The organism is Allosphingosinicella deserti (genome assembly GCF_003012735.1).
Taxonomy (GTDB): domain Bacteria; phylum Pseudomonadota; class Alphaproteobacteria; order Sphingomonadales; family Sphingomonadaceae; genus Allosphingosinicella; species Allosphingosinicella deserti.
In genome coordinates this window covers 308028-322978 of record NZ_PXYI01000002.1, presented here as the reverse complement: position 1 = coordinate 322978, position 14951 = coordinate 308028, and the positions used below count along the sequence as shown (strand labels likewise).

Sequence of the window (14951 nt, the reverse complement as noted above, 5' to 3'; positions counted from 1 at the left end):
AGGCGGAGTGCGTCTGTTCTGGCTCCTCCTCGGCTTCATCTCACTCGGCCTCGCCATCGCCGGTGCGGTGCTGCCGCTGCTCCCGACGGTGCCGTTCGTCCTTCTCGCCGCTTATTGCTTCGGCAGGGGCCACCCGCCGTTCGAAGCACGATTGCTCCGGCATCCGCGCTTCGGCCCGCACATCCGGGCCTGGCGCGAGCGCGGCGCCATCAGCCGCCGCGGCAAGCAGGCGGCGATCGCCGCATTCGCCGTCAGCGCGGCGCTTGGCCTCGCTTTTGCGCCCTGGCCATGGATGCTTGCCCCGGTCGCGGCGGCGCTGATCGGCGGCAGCTGGGTGTGGACCCGGCCGGAGGCCTGAGCCAATCGCGCGATCCTCTCAATCATCGCCGCGCTGGAAGATGATGCCCATCTCCTCGAGATCTAGATCGCGTTCGAGATTGTGGAGCACGTCATCCTCGATCTCGCCTCGGCGGTGGAGGCGGATGAGCTCGGCTCGGCCGGCGGCGACGGCGGCGAGCATGACCTCGAAATGGGACTGGATCCCTTCCATGAACGCGTCGGCATCGTCGGCGTATCGCTCGGTTGCGGCCGCGCGCTTGCGGTAGGAATCGAGCAATTGCGGGTGGATGAGGGTGCCGTCGCCATCATAAGCAAGCGCCTCGACCGCCTCGCGCTTGGCATTGGCGACGCGGGCTTCGGAAGAAGCGAGGCCCATCGGCGGCGGCGGATCGCTGTCGACCGGCCGGACGAGTCGGATCAGGGCGCCGAGGCTTCCACCCTGGACGATGACCGTCACCAGGATCACCGCGAAGGCGGCGACCAGCATCAGGTCGCGCCCGGGCATCGCCGCCGGCAAGGTCAGCGCCACCGCCAGGGTGACGACGCCGCGCATCCCGGTCCAGCCGAGCACGCTCGCCTGGCGCCAGCCGAGCGGCCGCGCGCGGTCGAGCCCGAGCCGGTGCAGCGCCGACAGCAACAGATCGCTGCCGAACACCCAGACGAAGCGCGCGAATATCACCGCCAGGACGACGCCTAGAATGGGAAGCGCGAAGGTGGTGAGCACCGCCTCGACTCCACCGATCCGATCGAGCACGCCGCGGAGCGAAAAGCCGATCAGGATGAACACGAGCGCTTCCAGCGAGAATACCAGGATGCGCCAGAAGGCGCTGCCCTGCAGTCGCACCCGCGCCGGCAGGATGACGTGCTGCCACCAGCCGAACAACAGGCCGGCGGCAACGGTGGCAATCACGCCGGAGACGTGGAGCGCCTCCCCCGCGAGATAAGCGGCCCAGCAGAGCATGGTGGAAGTGGCGACGACCAGTGTCTGGTCGCGCATACGGCGGACGACGAAGATTCCCGCGAAACCGACGCCGATCCCGATCGCCGCGCCGCCGATCGCGAGCAGAACGAAGCTGCCCGCCGCGGCGCCGGCGTCGAACATCCCGCTGAGGGTCGCCGCGACCGCGAAACGGAAGAGCACCAGGCCGGTGGCGTCGTTGAGCAGGCTCTCGCCCTCGAGCAGCGCCTGCAGTCGCCGCGGCAACGTTACGCGCTGAAGCACCGCGCGGGCCGACACCGCATCCGGCGGCGACACGATCGCGCCGAGTGCGAAACAGGCTGCCCATGGAAGCTGCGGGAGCAGCCAGTGAACGACGACACCGACGACGAGGGTGGTGAACAAAACCGCCCCGACGGCCAGCGAGAGGATTCCGGGCAGGTGCCGACGGAAACGGCCGAAGGCGGTGAAATAGGCGCCGTCCCACAGCAGCGGCGGCAGGAACAAGACGAGCGCCAGTTCCGGATCGAGCGCGATCTGCGGCAGGCCCGGCAGGAAGGCGAGCGCACCGCCGCCGACCAGCAAGGCGGCCGATGGTGGCAGACACAGCCGCACCGCCGCCCAGTGCAGCGCGACCACGGCGGCGAGCAGGACGAGGACCAGTTCGAACGTCTCGACAGGATGCATGCGTCCCCCTTCCCCTGGCCGCAGGACGGCGGCCCAGTCTTCGTTATCGCGGCGCGCGGCGGCGGCCTACGATTTTTCATCATCGCGTGCCGGTGCTTCCGGCGGCCCGGTCACCGACCTGGACGATCCCCGGATGCAAATGGACGAAAAGAACGACTGGGATCGACGCTGCGTGATAAGCTTGGCTAAGAGCGGAACGGGTTTCACATCGTATCACGACAGGGGGACAAGATGGCTACGGAGTTCGACGACAAGCCGCTTCAGCCGGGCATGATCGCCCGGATCAAGCGCATCATCACGACGCCCAAGGAAGAATGGCCACGGATCGATGCCGAGCCGATGTCGACGGGCGGAATCCTGACCGGATGGGTGCTGCCGCTGGCGGCGATCGGACCCGTTGCGGGCGCCATCGGCCAGCTCGTCTTCGGTATCACCATTCCGCTGGTCGGGACGATCCGTCCCGGCATCGTCTCAGCGGTGTCCACGGCGGTCATCGGCTATGTCCTGTCGATCGTCAGCCTGTTCCTGATCAGCCTGATCATCAACGCGCTGGCGCCGAGTTTCGGCGGCACGAAGAACAAGATTCAGGCGCTGAAGGTCGCGGCCTTTGCAATGACGGCGAGCTACGTCGGCGGGATCTTCCAGATTGTGCCGATGCTGGCGATGATCGGCCTGCTGCTGAGCCTGTACAGTTTCTATCTGCTCTATCTCGGCCTGCCGCGCCTGATGGGCGCCCCGCAGGAGAAGGCGGCAGGATATACGATCGTCACCATCGTCTGTACGCTCGTGCTCTCACTGGTCGGCGGCATGATCGCACTCAGCGTCGGAGGTTTGGTCGGCGCCGGTCCGGCGGCCCTTGCAGACCGCGGCAGCGTCAGCGGCACTGCCACCGTTCCGGGGCTTGGGTCGGTCGATCTCGGCAAGCTCGAGGAGGCAGCCAAGAAAGCCGAGCAGGGTCCACCGCCGGCGATCGCGGCGGACAAGCTCGCCGCCCTGCTGCCCGCCTCGGTCGCGGGATGGACGCGCAGCGGCACAGAGAGCAGCAGCGCGGCCGCGGGCGGCATCGGCGGATCGCAGGCGGAGGCGCGATTCACGTCGGGCACCGACACGGTCACGCTGTCGGTCGTCGACATGGCGGCGATGAGCGGTCTCACCTCCATGGCTGCGGCGATGAACGTCCAGCGCGAGGAGACGACCGAGACCGGCTACGAGCGGGTGAACACCGTCGATGGGCGGATGATCACAGAAAGCTGGGACAATGAAGGCAAGAACGGCCGCTACAGCGTGATCGTCGGAGGCCGCTTCACGGTAGAGGCCAACGGCAACGCTCCGGATCCCGCGACGCTGAAGGCGATGGTGGAAAGCGTCGATCTGGCGCGGCTGGAAGCGCTGGCGAAATAGGATCCGAAGGGTCTCAAGACCCGGTGAATGCCTAGCGCTTCAGGAACGGAGAAGGCCCCCCACCCCCTCCAGCAAGTGCTGAAGGGGGAGGTCCTCAGTTTTCGTCGATCTCAGATGGCCTCCCATCCGCGACTTCATGGAGGGGGCGGGGGTGGCTCTTCTTCTCGTGCGAAGTGGCTCAGGGTCGAAGCGCGCAGCCTTGGTTCACCCGGACCGGGCTGCACCGCGCCATCGCTCCATCGGGCAAGGTCACGACGAAGCCGGTGCCGAGCGGATCGGGGGCGCCGGGATAATAATCCGTGCTGACCGCCTGGGCGCCGCTGGCGAGGGCGGCCTCGGCCTTGCTGTAGTCGCGGGCGCGGGCTTCGCGCGTATTGGCGTCGGTGCGGGTGCGCACGATGATCCCGCCAGAGACCCAGGCGCGGATGCGATCGCCGTCGACGAGGGGATCCTGGACGATCTGGACCGCCGATTCGGGCTGATCGTCGGCATACCAGCCGAACATCGCGCGTCCTGCGAGCGAGGGATGGCCGGCGCGATACGCATCGGAGACGGCGGGACGGACGTCCAGCAGAATATAGATTCGGCCGCGCGCTGCCGAGAGCGCAGGCCAGCCACGGGTCCGGACCGCGTCCCTGAGGGTGGCCGCGGTGCCGCGGACATCGTCGGGCGTGATCAGGCGCTTGCCTGGCAGCACGGAACGGATCTCCGCATCGAGCGCATCGAGCAGACCCGCGTCGTCGAGCGGCAGCGGACTGGCGATGCCGGAACGATTGGAAGGCGTGTCGGCAGCGTTGATCGTGATCATGATCGGCAGATGATCGGGATGTGCCCGCGACCAGCGATCAACCTCGCCAAGGCAGCGGACCAGGGTCGCGCACGTGCTGAGATAATCGACGTCCGGGATATGGAAGACCTTGAAGCCGGGCTTCCGCATCGCCTCTCGATCGAAGCCGGTGCGCTCACCGGCCGCGCGCGCCAGAGCCTCGCCCTTCGGCTCGGCATACCGGCCGCCCTGCGGATCGGCGAAGATGTCGAGTTCGAGCTGGCGGACGCCGGCTTCCAGCTGCGCGGCAAGCGACACGTGATAATAATCGAGGCCGTCGGCGAGCTTGGAATCGGCGGCGCGCAGCTTTGCCATCACTGCGGCGGGGATGGGCGCCTTGAAGCTGTTGTGCGAGCCGACGACCTGGACATCGTTCATCGCCGACGGTGGCGCCGCCGCGACGGCGGACGCCAGCGCGGCGGCGAAGAGGATCGCCTGCACCGATCAGAACTCCGCCCGGACGCCGAACAGCAAGGTGCGGCCGTAATAATTGATCTCGCCGAAGCGGAGATCGTCGTCATTGTAGGTGTAGACCTTGCTGCCGGCGATGTTGATCGCCTCGAGGCTGAGCAGAATCGAAGGTGTCACCCGGAAGGAGAGATTGCCGTCGAGCGAGCTTACCGGCGCGACATAGGTTGGCGCCTGGGTGGTGCTGCCGGTGCCCGCCAGATATTTGTCGCGCCAGACGTAGGACAGCCGGGCGGCGAACGGTCCCTTTTCGTAGAAGCCGACGAGGTTGAAGCTGTTCTTCGACAGGCCGATCAGCTGGTCGACGATCGGTCGCGCACCCGCGGTGTAATCCGCCTTCACCGACGTGTGGGTGTAAGAGGCCTGCATGCCGAGGCCGTCGAGCGGCGCCGGCAGGAAATCGAACACCTGGTTGTAGGCCGCCTCGAAGCCGTAGACCTTGGCATTGCCGCCATTGACCTGGGTGCTGAGCAGGACGGTGCCGCGCCCCGGGATGTCGATATTGATGTTCTGGGCCGTGATGTAATCGTCCATCGCCTTGTAGAAGATGGCACCGGTCAACGAGCCTTTGCGGTTGAAATACCATTCCAACGACGCATCGAACTGCGTGGCGAGGAACGGCTCCAGATCCGGATTGCCCCCGCTCGCGGTCGGCGCGTCGGTGGAGACGCTGATTTGCGGCGCGCTCTGGGTGACGTTGGGACGGGTGAGCACGCGGCTGGCGGCGAGACGCGCGATCAGATCGGGCGTCAGGGCGGCGCGCAGGTTGAAGCTCGGCAGCCAGTTGTTGAACGTTTTTGGGAAACTGGCCGGAGTCGGCGCGGTGCCGATCGTCAGGGTGCCGCTCGCCACCTGATCGGTGTGGACATAGCGCAGGCCGAGATTGCCCGTGACATCGACGCTGCCGAGCGGGAAGGCCCAATCGGCCCGAACATAACCGGCCGCGATCTTCTCCTCGACGATGTAAGATGCCCGCAGGTCGCCTGGCGTCCGCGGCGCGCTCGCCACCGCATCGGTGAACAGGCGATCGTAGAAAGCCGCGGTGATCGGCACCAGCCAGTTGCGCGGCGTGTTACCGGAAACGCCGTCCAGGAAATCGTCGTAGGGGATGGTCTCGTAGGCGCCCGGTCCGAACCCGGTCAGCGGCTGGTTGTTGGCCGAATTCACGTTGAAGTCGCGGCGCCGGTAATCGCGCTTGCGCCAATGATATTCGCCGCCGGCAGCGACCTTGGTGAGAAATCCGTCCAGCGCGCGCGCCACGTCCAGACGCCCGTAGGCGTCCCAGTCCTTGCTGTTCTTGGGCGCGATGTTGAACGGGTAGATGATGTAGTTCGCGGGATCGGTGAGATCCTTCGTGGTCGTGATCGTCGGCAGCACCTTGTAGCCGCCCGAGGCATCGTAGGTGAGCGGCGCGAAGAACATCGCGCGGCTGCGCACCGTGCCTTCGGCATAGCTCGGATGGAAGCTGTGGGCGTAGGAGTAATTGAAATTGGCCGTCACCGTCCAGCGGTCCGGTGTCCACAGCTGCTTCAGCCCCACCGTCAGGAGATCGTGGCGGTTCAGGCTGTACTCGCGTGATGCCATGAAGCGGACGTCGTTGATCGTCGCGCCGACCACGGTGTTGCCGTCGAGCTTGACCGATCCGGGAACCAGCACAGGCCTGTGTCCGGCGACGCTGGTGTCGTCCGGGTAGATGTCGATCCCGAACTCGTCATAGGCGACGTCGAGACGCGTCGCCATGATATCGATCGTGGTCTCAAGTTCCTCGGACGGGCGCCATTGCGCCGACAAGAGACCGGAAATGCGCTTGCGATCCTCGGTCTCGATCGTCGGCCGTGTGCGGGTGGGCGTGTAGAAGCCGGTTCCGAGCACCGAAGCGAACTTGTCGAGGTTCCAGCCGAAGTTCATGAAGCGGTCGTTGCGGACCTCCTTGCCCCAATATTGCGCAGCAGCGAGGATACCGAACGTTTCGTCGTCGCTCTTGTAGCTCGACAGGATGGTGGCGTTCGGCTTCACCTTCTCGGTAAGGGTCGTGTAGGTGCCGCGCAGATTGACCGTCGTGCGATTGCCGACGTCGAGCGGACGAAAGGTCAGCACCTCGATATTGCCGCCGAGAGCGCCCTCCGTCATGTCGGCGGTCGGCGTCTTGACCACGTCGATACGCGAGACGAATTCCGCCGGCAGCATCTCGAAGCGGAACTGGCGACCGTTGGCGCCGCCATTCTCGATAAGATCGTTGAGCGCGACGGTGCGGCCGTTGATCAACGTGCTCTGGAATTGCGGACCGAGGCCGCGGACGCTGACATAAAGCCCCTCACCGCGCGGTCGGGTGATCGCAACGCCGCTGACCAGCTGCAGAGCCTCGGCGACATTCTGGGTCGGGAACTTGCCGATGTCTGTGGAAGCGATCGAATCGACGCCATAGGCAGCCTGGCGCTTGGTCTCGGTCGCAGCGGCGAGGCTGCGCGCATAAGAAGCGGTGACGACGATTTCCTCCTCCGCGGCGAGCTGCTGCTCGGGCGTGGCGGGTGGCTGTTCGGCGGCTACCAGTCGATCAGGCCCCTGCTGATCGGGCGCAGTCTCGGTCGCGGCTTGCGCATGGGCGGGCTGCGCCAGTGCGACCATGGTGAACGGAAGGGTCGCCCAGAGCAGGCGGCAACAGTTCGACATTTCAATAATCTCCCCCGGGCCATGTGGCCGTCGGGGGCGTCCTTAGGGCGCGGCCGTTTCGGTTTGGCGGCGCACTCGTTGCGAATCCGTTACGGTCTCGGGGCGGTCTCGTGACGGCCGGTTACGGACGGGTGGCGCTCGGGAGTCGCCGAGTTTACCAAATCCCAACGGGATATAGTTAGGCCAGCCCTCGATTTCGTGGTGAGGGGTCGCGATGCAATTTCCCAACGATATCCAGGCAGCCTTGCTGTTCGAGCGGCGGGTCGACGATCTGGAATCGATCGTACGCACCTTCCTCCGCATCGAGGAGGCGCGTTCCGGCACCCGTTTCAACGTGCCGGAATCGAAGCCCGGCCTCTTCTATCGGCTGTTCGGCGCCGACGAGATGACGATCACGTTCGAATATGTCGATCGCGCAGCCGACATGGCGCTTTTCCAGCAACCGCTGGCGTCCAGGGTCACCGGCTTGCTGTGCCCCGACGTCCGCGAAAGGCTGGTCCGGAACCGGTCGATGATCCTGATCAACGTATCCCACGGGGTTCTGGGAAACTCACCCGAGGCGATGCAGGCGCTGGCGCTGATTGGACTGCCGATGGAGGGCCAGTCGCTGCCGCAGTTCAAGGCCCGGCTAGAGCTCTGCGCTCTGGCGGCACGCATTGCTTGCGACCACGCGCCTCCGAGCGTGGTGCACTGGACTCAAAGCAACCAATTGATCCCGGGCGAGACGTTCGACGCTTATGCTGCCCCCAAAACGCCGAGCCCGCTCCACGTTCACCCCTATCTGTTCGGCGAGCGCGGGCGTAGCGGGGAAGCGCCGAAAGTCGGCATCCGAACGTTCGGGGTGCGCCACTTCCTCGGCCGTGAGGTACTGGTCGAACCGAGCGTGCTTCCCTGGGCAGCCAATTACGAAATCATCCTCACTTTTCTTCGAATCGCCACGATCGACAACGGCTATGTCATTCCCGACGGCGACACGTTCGGACCGGAAGATCACAGCGTGTCGTATCGCGTGGTGCATCGCGACGCCGAGGCCGACGATCTCCCGCTCTATGTGCTGACGCCCCTGCTGCACCGGGAGCACGGCTTCGTGTCGGCCGATTATGTGCCGCGCGACCGGATCTTCGACGACCGCATGCCCCCGCCCGAACTGATGCCGGGAGATGCCGAAGCCAAAATGGCCCTCGCGAATGAATGGCGCGAGAAGCGCGCGATGGCGGAGCGGATCGGCGCAAGGTTCACAGTGCGGGCGAAAGGGCCGACTTCGAGCGCTCCTCCTCCGCCTGCGCCCCGCATCGGCCAACGACCCGTGTTCGGACGAAAGAAGACGTAACCCGCCGGCGGCGCGCGCGCGCCAGCGCGGCGGGCGGATCTGCCGGGCATCGGCGCCTACTGGGCGCGTACTGGGCGCGAGAGTACCGCAAAAGGACGAGGTCGCATTCCGGCGGGCAACTCCTCCGGGAATTGCGAGTTAGCCCGTTGATCCGCTCGCGTCGAGCGGCCGTGCGGAAATGCGCGGATGAGGATGTTCGACCTATGCGCTTCACGATAAACGGCCGGCTTCACGAGGTGGAGCCCGATATCCGGACGAGCCTGCTCGATCTCTGCCGGGAGCATCTCGGCCTCACCGGCCCCAAGAAAGGCTGCGATCATGGCCAGTGCGGCGCGTGCACGATCCTGGTCAACGGGCGACGGGTAAACAGTTGCCTCAGCCTTGCGGTGATGCATCAGGAGGACGAGATCGTCACCATCGAGGGCCTCGGCGAACCCGGGTCTCTGCACCCGATGCAGCAGGCCTTCCTCCACCATGACGGCTATCAATGCGGCTATTGCACACCGGGGCAGATCTGCTCGGCGGTCGGCATGCTCGACGAAATCGCCAAGGGTTGGCCGAGCCATGCTTCGACCGATCTCGAGCAGGTGTCGCTAGACGATGCCGAAATTTCCGAGCGGATGAGCGGGAATCTCTGCCGGTGCGCAGCCTATCCGAACATCGTCGATGCGATCCGCGAAGTCGCCGGCGCAGACGCGCGGACCGGATCGGACGTGGGCGCATGAAGCTGTTCGACTATCAACGCGCCGACACGCCGGAGCAGGCCGCAGCGAGCGCCGTTGCACCGGGCACGCGATTCATCGCCGGCGGAACCAACCTGCTCGATCTGATGAAGCTGCAGGTCGAGACCCCGGAAAGGCTCGTCGACGTCAGCCGGCTCGAGCTGGCGAAGATCGAGACCCGCGAGGATGGTGGCGTGACGATCGGGGCGATGGTGCCGAATTCCGATCTCGCCGCCGATCCCCACGTGATCCGAAATTACCCGGTGCTGAGCCGCGCCCTGCTCGCCGGCGCGACCGGCCAGCTGCGCAACAAGGCGACCACCGGCGGCAATCTGCTGCAACGGACGCGCTGTTACTATTTCTACGACGTCGCGACGCCCTGCAACAAACGCGAACCGGGAAGCGGCTGCTCCGCGATCGGCGGCGTCAACCGGATCCTCGCCATCCTCGGGACCAGCGACCAGTGTATCGCAACCCACCCGAGCGACATGGCGGTGGCGATGCGCGCGCTCGACGCGACGATCGTGACGGTGAAAGCGGACGGCGACCGCCGGCGCATCCCGATGGCCGAGTTCCACCGGCTTCCGGGCGACAGGCCGCACATCGACACGATCCTGGAGCAAGGCGAACTGATCACCCATGTCGAGTTGCCGTCGCCGCCGCCGGGCGGCCGCCATGCCTATCGCAAGGTCCGCGACCGTGCATCCTATGCCTTTGCGCTGGTCTCAGTCGCGGCCGTGATCGAAGTGGAGGACGGGCGCATCGCCAAGGCCGCCCTCGCCTTTGGCGGTCTCGCCCACAAGCCCTGGCGCGATCCCGAGGTCGAGCACATCCTGATCGGCCAAACGCCCGGCAAGGCGCTGTTCGAGGCAGCGGCCGACGCACTGGTCCGGGACGCACGCGGCTTCGGCCACAATGATTTCAAGATCCCGCTCGCCCGGCGAACGCTGATCGCGACCCTGCAAGATCTGACGGGAGGCCGCTGATGTTCGGATTGGGCAAGAGCCACACCAATAGCCTGCGCATGGACGCGCCGCAGCCGACCAGTCTGCTCGACATCGGCGCGCAGAATGTGATCGGCAAGCCGCTCGACCGCTACGAAGGTCCGCTCAAGGTCAGCGGACGGGCACTCTATTCCGCGGAGTACGTGTTCCCCGACATGGCCTATGGCGTGCTGGTCGGCGCCCGCCGCGGTGCCGGGCGGGTGGTCTCGATCGATGCCGAGGCGGTGACCTCGCTGCCCGGCGTGATCGACGTCGTCACCGACTTCAAGACCTTCATCCGCAATCCCGGCCAGGGCGGGGAGACCGAGGCGCCCACCCAGGGTGTGGAGGAGATCGTCTATTTCGGTCAGGTGATCGCGATCGTCCTCGCCGAGAGCTACGAGGCGGCGCGCGACGCCGCGATCCGGCTTCCGGTGGAATATGAAGAAGCGGCAGGACGGTTCGATTTCGCCGCGCACAAGCACGAAACCGATGTGCCGCCGGAGAACAACACGCCGGCCCATTTCGGCCAGGGCGATCTCGACCAGGCGATGGCGGAGGCGGCGTTCACCGTCGATGCGAGCTTCACCACGCCAAGCCAGAACTCGGCGGCGATGGAGCCGCACGCCTCGGTGGCGATGTGGGACGAGGACAGGCTGACGCTGTACGGATCCTACCAGATCCCGACCAAGGATGCGATGCAGCTCGCCGATGCGCTGGGCGTCGGCAAGGACCAGGTGCGGATCGTTTCGCATTTCGTCGGCGGCGGCTTCGGATCGAAGCTCGGCATCGCGCCCGAGACCACCGCCGCGGCGATCGCTGCCAAGCGGCTCGGCCGACCGGTGAAGGCGGTGATGCTGCGCCAGCAGGTGTTCGACGCGACCGTGCGCCGTTCCAACACCGAGCAGCGTATCCGGCTCGCCGCCGATGCCCATGGGCGGCTGATCGGCATCGGACACGAGACCCTGACGTCCAACTTGCCGGGCGAGGACTATTTCGAGCCGGCGGGGATCGGCACCCACTTCCTCTATCCCGGCGAGCACCGGCTCATCACCCACGATCAGGTGCGCTTGAACCTGGTGCTGTCGGGATCGATGCGCGCCCCGGGGGAAGCGGTGGGCATGCTGGCGCTCGAGACCGCGATGGACATGCTCGCCGAGCAGATGGCGATCGATCCGGTCGAACTTAGGCGCCGCAACGAGCCGCTGCTCGATCCGGAAAAGAACGTCCCCTACTCGTCCCGCTCGCTCCGGGAATGCCTCGATCTCGGGGCGCAGACATTCGGCTGGGACGCCCGCGAGACGAGACCAGCTCAGCGGCGTGAGGGCGAATGGCTGATCGGCATGGGCATGGCCGCGGCGGCGCGCAGCAACCTGCTGCAGAGCGAAGAAGCGAAGGTGCGGATCGAGCCGTCGGGACGTGCGGTGATCGAGACGGCGATGACCGACATCGGCACCGGCACCTATTCGGTCCTGTCGCAGATCGCCGGCGAGCTGCTCGGCCTAGATCCCAGATCGGTCGACGTGCGGCTCGGCGACAGCGACATGCCGGCATCGGGCGGATCCGGCGGATCCTGGGGGGCCTGCGGCTCCGGATCGGCGGTCTATCTCGCCTGCGAGGAATTGCGGCGCCAGCTTGCGAAGACGCTCGGCGTCGAGCCCGGGGCGATGACGTTGAAGGACGGCCTCGCCATCGCTCAGAACAAGTCGATGCCGCTCGCCGAGCTGGTCGGCGACGGCATCGAGGCGATGGGCGCGATCAGCCCGGGCAAGCAGAAGGATGCGGTCACCCAGGCGTCGTACGGCGCGCATTTTGCGGAAGTGGCGGTGAATGCGGTCACCGGCGAGGTGCGGGTGCGGCGGATGCTGGGCGTATTCGCAGCGGGGCGGATCCTCAACGAGAAGACGGCACGATCGCAATGTCTCGGCGGCATGACCTTCGGCATCGGCGCGGCGCTGACCGAGGAATTGCTGCACGACGGGCGCACCGGCAAGCTCGTCAATCGCGACCTTGCCGAATACCATATCCCGGTCAACGCCGATGTACCTCAGCTCGAGGTGCTGTTCGTCGCCGAGCGCGACCAGCATTCGAACCCGCTCCACGCGAAGGGGCTGGGCGAGCTCGGCATCTCGGGGGCCGGCGCGGCGATCACCAACGCAATCTACAATGCCTGTGGGGTTCGGGTCCGCGATTACCCGCTGACGCTCGACAAGATCCTGCCGGGGCTGCCGGACCTTTAAACGGAGGAGCGGTCAGGCCTCATCGCGCGCCCGGGCGATGTTGCGGGCCGCGCGGGCAAGCACGCCCTCCGGTTCGTCGCCGGGCATGATCCCGGTGGTGGCAACCACCACTTCCAGCGGCACCTTGTCGCTGCCGAGATCGAGCGGGGTCCGGGCGATGCAGCGTTGCAGGCGCTCGGACGTCTCGATCGCGCTGTCGGAATCGAAGTGATCGAACAGCAAGGCGAGTTCCGAGCCGCCAGTGCGGGCGAGCTGGTCGCTGGCGCGGATCAGGCTTGAGAGGGTGCGCGCGAGATGGGCGAGCGCGGCGTCCCCAACGGCGCGGCCATGGCGCGCATTGATGACGGCGAGGTTGCGCAGATCGAAGCCGACCAGAGCGGCTGGCGTCGCGTGACGGGTCGCGCGGCCGGTGGCCCGTTCCACCTCGCGGGCAAAGCGCCGGGCGTTGGCGAGGCCGGTCAGCGGATCGGCCTCGGCCAGCGCCTCGAGCTCCTCGATGCGGCGCTGCGCATCGGCGAGTGCGGCGCGAAGGAGGGCATTCTCCTCGGCAGGCGATGCGGCGGCGGTGCCGGCGAAGCGATCGGACTGGTCGGTCATCCGACTCTTATAGACACCAGGCAGTTAACAGAGAGCGAAAGCGGACGGCGCAACCCTTGGGCGAACGGTGCATAGGCCTTGCCCACGACAGCGCCGCAAGTTCCGGACAACCGGCGGCATGCAATTGCGCGTGTCCGTACCCGCGGTTAAGAGGTGCCGCTTCGCCGGAGAGAGAGGGTGGGGCATGACAGCGGTCGGGATCATCATGGGCAGTCGATCGGACTGGGAGACGATGCGCCATGCATCGGAGATCCTGGAGACGCTCGGGATCGCGCATGAGACCAGGGTCGTTTCAGCCCACCGGACTCCGGACCGGCTCTACGACTATGCCAAAGGCGCGGCCGGCCGCGGCCTGAAAGTGATCATCGCCGGTGCCGGCGGCGCTGCGCATCTGCCGGGCATGACCGCGTCTATGACCCATTTGCCGGTGCTCGGCGTGCCGGTGGAATCCAAGGCCCTGTCGGGCATGGACAGCCTGTTGTCGATCGTCCAGATGCCCGGCGGGATCCCGGTCGGCACGCTCGCGATCGGCAAGGCGGGGGCGATCAACGCCGGCCTGTTCGCAGTGTCGATCCTGGCGACCAGCGACACGGCCATTGCCGAGCGACTGCAGGCCTGGCGGCAAGCGCAGACGGAAAGCGTTTCGGAACAGCCCGAATGACGATTGCGCCGGGGTCCACGATCGGGATCGTCGGCGGCGGCCAGCTCGGCCGGATGCTCGCCATCGCCGCCGCCCAGCTGGGTTACAAATGCCATATCTATGCGCCCGACGAGGCGCCCCCGGCGGCCGAGGTCTCAGCCCTGTTCACGCGCGGCGCGTGGGACGATGAGGCGGCACTGGCGCGGTTCGGACGAAGCGTCGATGTCGCCACCTACGAGTTCGAGAATATCGCGGCAGGGCCGTTGACCGCCTTGTCGGCAGAAGCGCCGCTCTACCCGCCACGACGCGCGCTCGAGATCGCGCAGGACCGGGTTGCGGAGAAGAGCTTCGTGCGCGACCTCGGCGGACGGCCGCCGGTGTTCGCGGAGGTTTCGACCCGCGCAGAGCTCGACGCGGCGGTGGCGGCTGTGGGCGTTCCGGCGGTGCTGAAGACGCGCCGGTTCGGCTATGACGGCAAGGGCCAGGCGCGGATCATGACTCCGGCCGACGCGGAGGCCGCGTGGGAGGCCGTTCAAAGCGCGCCCTCGATCCTGGAAGCGTTCGTCGACTTCTCCGCCGAGTTCTCGATCCTGCTCTGCCGCGGCGCCGACGGCGAGACCGTGACCTGGCCGGTGCCGCGCAATAGCCATGACGGCGGCATTCTCGCCCGGTCCGAAGTGCCGGCGCCGGCCGAGCTGAGGCCGCAGATCGCAGAGGCCGAGGCACTCGCGCGGACCGTCGCCGATGCGCTCGATTATGTCGGGCTGCTGACCCTGGAGTTCTTCGCGACGTCCCAGGGTCCGATGTTCAACGAGATGGCACCGAGGGTGCACAATAGCGGCCACTGGACGATCGAAGGCGCGCTGACCTCACAGTTTGAGAACCACATCCGTGCGATATGCGGAATTCCACTCGGCGCGGTCGATCTTACCGCACCGCGGGTGGAGATGTGGAATTTGCTCGGCGACGATGCCGGGCGCTGGTGCGAGATCCTGGCCGACCGGACCGCACATCTACATCTCTACGGCAAGGGCGAGGGCCGGCCCGGGCGCAAGATGGGGCATGTGACCCGGCTGGTGCGGTAGCCTGCCTGTTGCCCCCTCCCCGAAAA

General features: G+C 66.6%; 12 protein-coding genes. 8 read left to right on the top strand and 4 right to left on the bottom strand.

The annotated features are described in order from the left end of the window. Nucleotides 1-7 precede the first annotated feature (7 nt). Nucleotides 8-358, top strand: coding sequence for a YbaN family protein (locus tag C7I55_RS05785; RefSeq protein ID WP_106511953.1), 351 nt, complete (start codon nt 8-10; stop codon nt 356-358). Nucleotides 359-376: 18 nt separating this feature from the next. Here the strand turns inward: C7I55_RS05785 and C7I55_RS05780 are convergent, their stop codons facing one another. After that, nucleotides 377-1963 (bottom strand): Na+/H+ antiporter, encoded by a 1587-nt coding sequence (locus C7I55_RS05780; RefSeq protein WP_106511952.1) that lies wholly within the window; start codon nt 1961-1963, stop codon nt 377-379. A gap of 231 nt (nt 1964-2194) precedes the next feature. Here C7I55_RS05780 and C7I55_RS05775 point away from each other — a divergent pair, with 231 nt between their 5' ends. Beyond that, the gene (locus C7I55_RS05775) at nt 2195-3364 is read left to right on the top strand and encodes a Yip1 family protein (protein ID WP_233222071.1); all 1170 of its coding nucleotides are present in this window, start codon (nt 2195-2197) and stop codon (nt 3362-3364) included. A 178-nt stretch (nt 3365-3542) separates the two neighbouring features. Here the strand turns inward: C7I55_RS05775 and C7I55_RS05770 are convergent, their stop codons facing one another. After that, complete coding sequence (locus tag C7I55_RS05770) at nt 3543-4631, bottom strand: Ca2+-dependent phosphoinositide-specific phospholipase C (RefSeq protein ID WP_233222070.1); 1089 nt, start codon at nt 4629-4631, stop codon at nt 3543-3545. A gap of 3 nt (nt 4632-4634) precedes the next feature. Then, nucleotides 4635-7328, bottom strand: a complete 2694-nt coding sequence (locus C7I55_RS05765) for a TonB-dependent receptor (protein ID WP_233222069.1) — start codon at nt 7326-7328, stop codon at nt 4635-4637. Nucleotides 7329-7542: 214 nt separating this feature from the next. Between C7I55_RS05765 and C7I55_RS05760 the strand changes: the two genes are divergently transcribed. The 4 genes from C7I55_RS05760 to C7I55_RS05745 all read left to right on the top strand — a co-directional run bounded on the left by C7I55_RS05760 (nt 7543) and on the right by C7I55_RS05745 (nt 12603). Next, nucleotides 7543-8658 carry a hypothetical protein gene (locus tag C7I55_RS05760; RefSeq protein ID WP_106511951.1) on the top strand — a complete coding sequence of 372 codons (1116 nt, stop codon included), beginning with the start codon at nt 7543-7545 and terminating at the stop codon, nt 8656-8658. A gap of 203 nt (nt 8659-8861) precedes the next feature. Then, nucleotides 8862-9383 (top strand): 2Fe-2S iron-sulfur cluster-binding protein, encoded by a 522-nt coding sequence (locus C7I55_RS05755; protein WP_106511950.1) that lies wholly within the window; start codon nt 8862-8864, stop codon nt 9381-9383. Beyond that, the gene (locus C7I55_RS05750) at nt 9380-10366 is read left to right on the top strand and encodes an FAD binding domain-containing protein (protein ID WP_106511949.1); all 987 of its coding nucleotides are present in this window, start codon (nt 9380-9382) and stop codon (nt 10364-10366) included. Before C7I55_RS05755 ends, C7I55_RS05750 begins: the two co-directional genes overlap by 4 nt. Beyond that, the gene (locus C7I55_RS05745; protein ID WP_106511948.1) at nt 10366-12603 is read left to right on the top strand and encodes a xanthine dehydrogenase family protein molybdopterin-binding subunit; all 2238 of its coding nucleotides are present in this window, start codon (nt 10366-10368) and stop codon (nt 12601-12603) included. The genes C7I55_RS05750 and C7I55_RS05745 overlap by 1 nt, the downstream gene beginning before the upstream one ends. Nucleotides 12604-12615: 12 nt before the next feature. Here C7I55_RS05745 and C7I55_RS05740 read toward each other — a convergent pair whose 3' ends face one another. Then, nucleotides 12616-13200: a GGDEF domain-containing protein gene (locus C7I55_RS05740; RefSeq protein WP_106511947.1), complete on the bottom strand. Its 585-nt coding sequence runs from the start codon at nt 13198-13200 to the stop codon at nt 12616-12618. A 184-nt stretch (nt 13201-13384) separates the two neighbouring features. On the opposite strand from C7I55_RS05740, the gene purE reads away from it, so the two are divergent. Together purE and C7I55_RS05730 are read left to right on the top strand one after the other, a co-directional pair. Beyond that, complete coding sequence (gene purE, locus C7I55_RS05735; RefSeq protein ID WP_106511946.1) at nt 13385-13861, top strand: 5-(carboxyamino)imidazole ribonucleotide mutase; 477 nt, start codon at nt 13385-13387, stop codon at nt 13859-13861. Continuing rightward, complete coding sequence (locus C7I55_RS05730) at nt 13858-14925, top strand: 5-(carboxyamino)imidazole ribonucleotide synthase (protein WP_106511945.1); 1068 nt, start codon at nt 13858-13860, stop codon at nt 14923-14925. The genes purE and C7I55_RS05730 overlap by 4 nt, the downstream gene beginning before the upstream one ends. The last annotated feature ends 26 nt before the right edge of the window (nt 14926-14951 follow it).

Coding starts and splice junctions, on each gene's coding strand:
- C7I55_RS05760 (WP_106511951.1), top strand. CDS start 7,543: ATGCAATTTCCCAACGATATCCAGGCAGCCTTGCTGTTCGAGCGGCGG.
- C7I55_RS05780 (WP_106511952.1), bottom strand. CDS start 1,963: ATGCATCCTGTCGAGACGTTCGAACTGGTCCTCGTCCTGCTCGCCGCC.
- C7I55_RS05745 (WP_106511948.1), top strand. CDS start 10,366: ATGTTCGGATTGGGCAAGAGCCACACCAATAGCCTGCGCATGGACGCG.
- C7I55_RS05755 (WP_106511950.1), top strand. CDS start 8,862: ATGCGCTTCACGATAAACGGCCGGCTTCACGAGGTGGAGCCCGATATC.
- C7I55_RS05765 (WP_233222069.1), bottom strand. CDS start 7,328: ATGTCGAACTGTTGCCGCCTGCTCTGGGCGACCCTTCCGTTCACCATG.
- purE (WP_106511946.1), top strand. CDS start 13,385: ATGACAGCGGTCGGGATCATCATGGGCAGTCGATCGGACTGGGAGACG.
- C7I55_RS05730 (WP_106511945.1), top strand. CDS start 13,858: ATGACGATTGCGCCGGGGTCCACGATCGGGATCGTCGGCGGCGGCCAG.
- C7I55_RS05740 (WP_106511947.1), bottom strand. CDS start 13,200: ATGACCGACCAGTCCGATCGCTTCGCCGGCACCGCCGCCGCATCGCCT.
- C7I55_RS05775 (WP_233222071.1), top strand. CDS start 2,195: ATGGCTACGGAGTTCGACGACAAGCCGCTTCAGCCGGGCATGATCGCC.
- C7I55_RS05750 (WP_106511949.1), top strand. CDS start 9,380: ATGAAGCTGTTCGACTATCAACGCGCCGACACGCCGGAGCAGGCCGCA.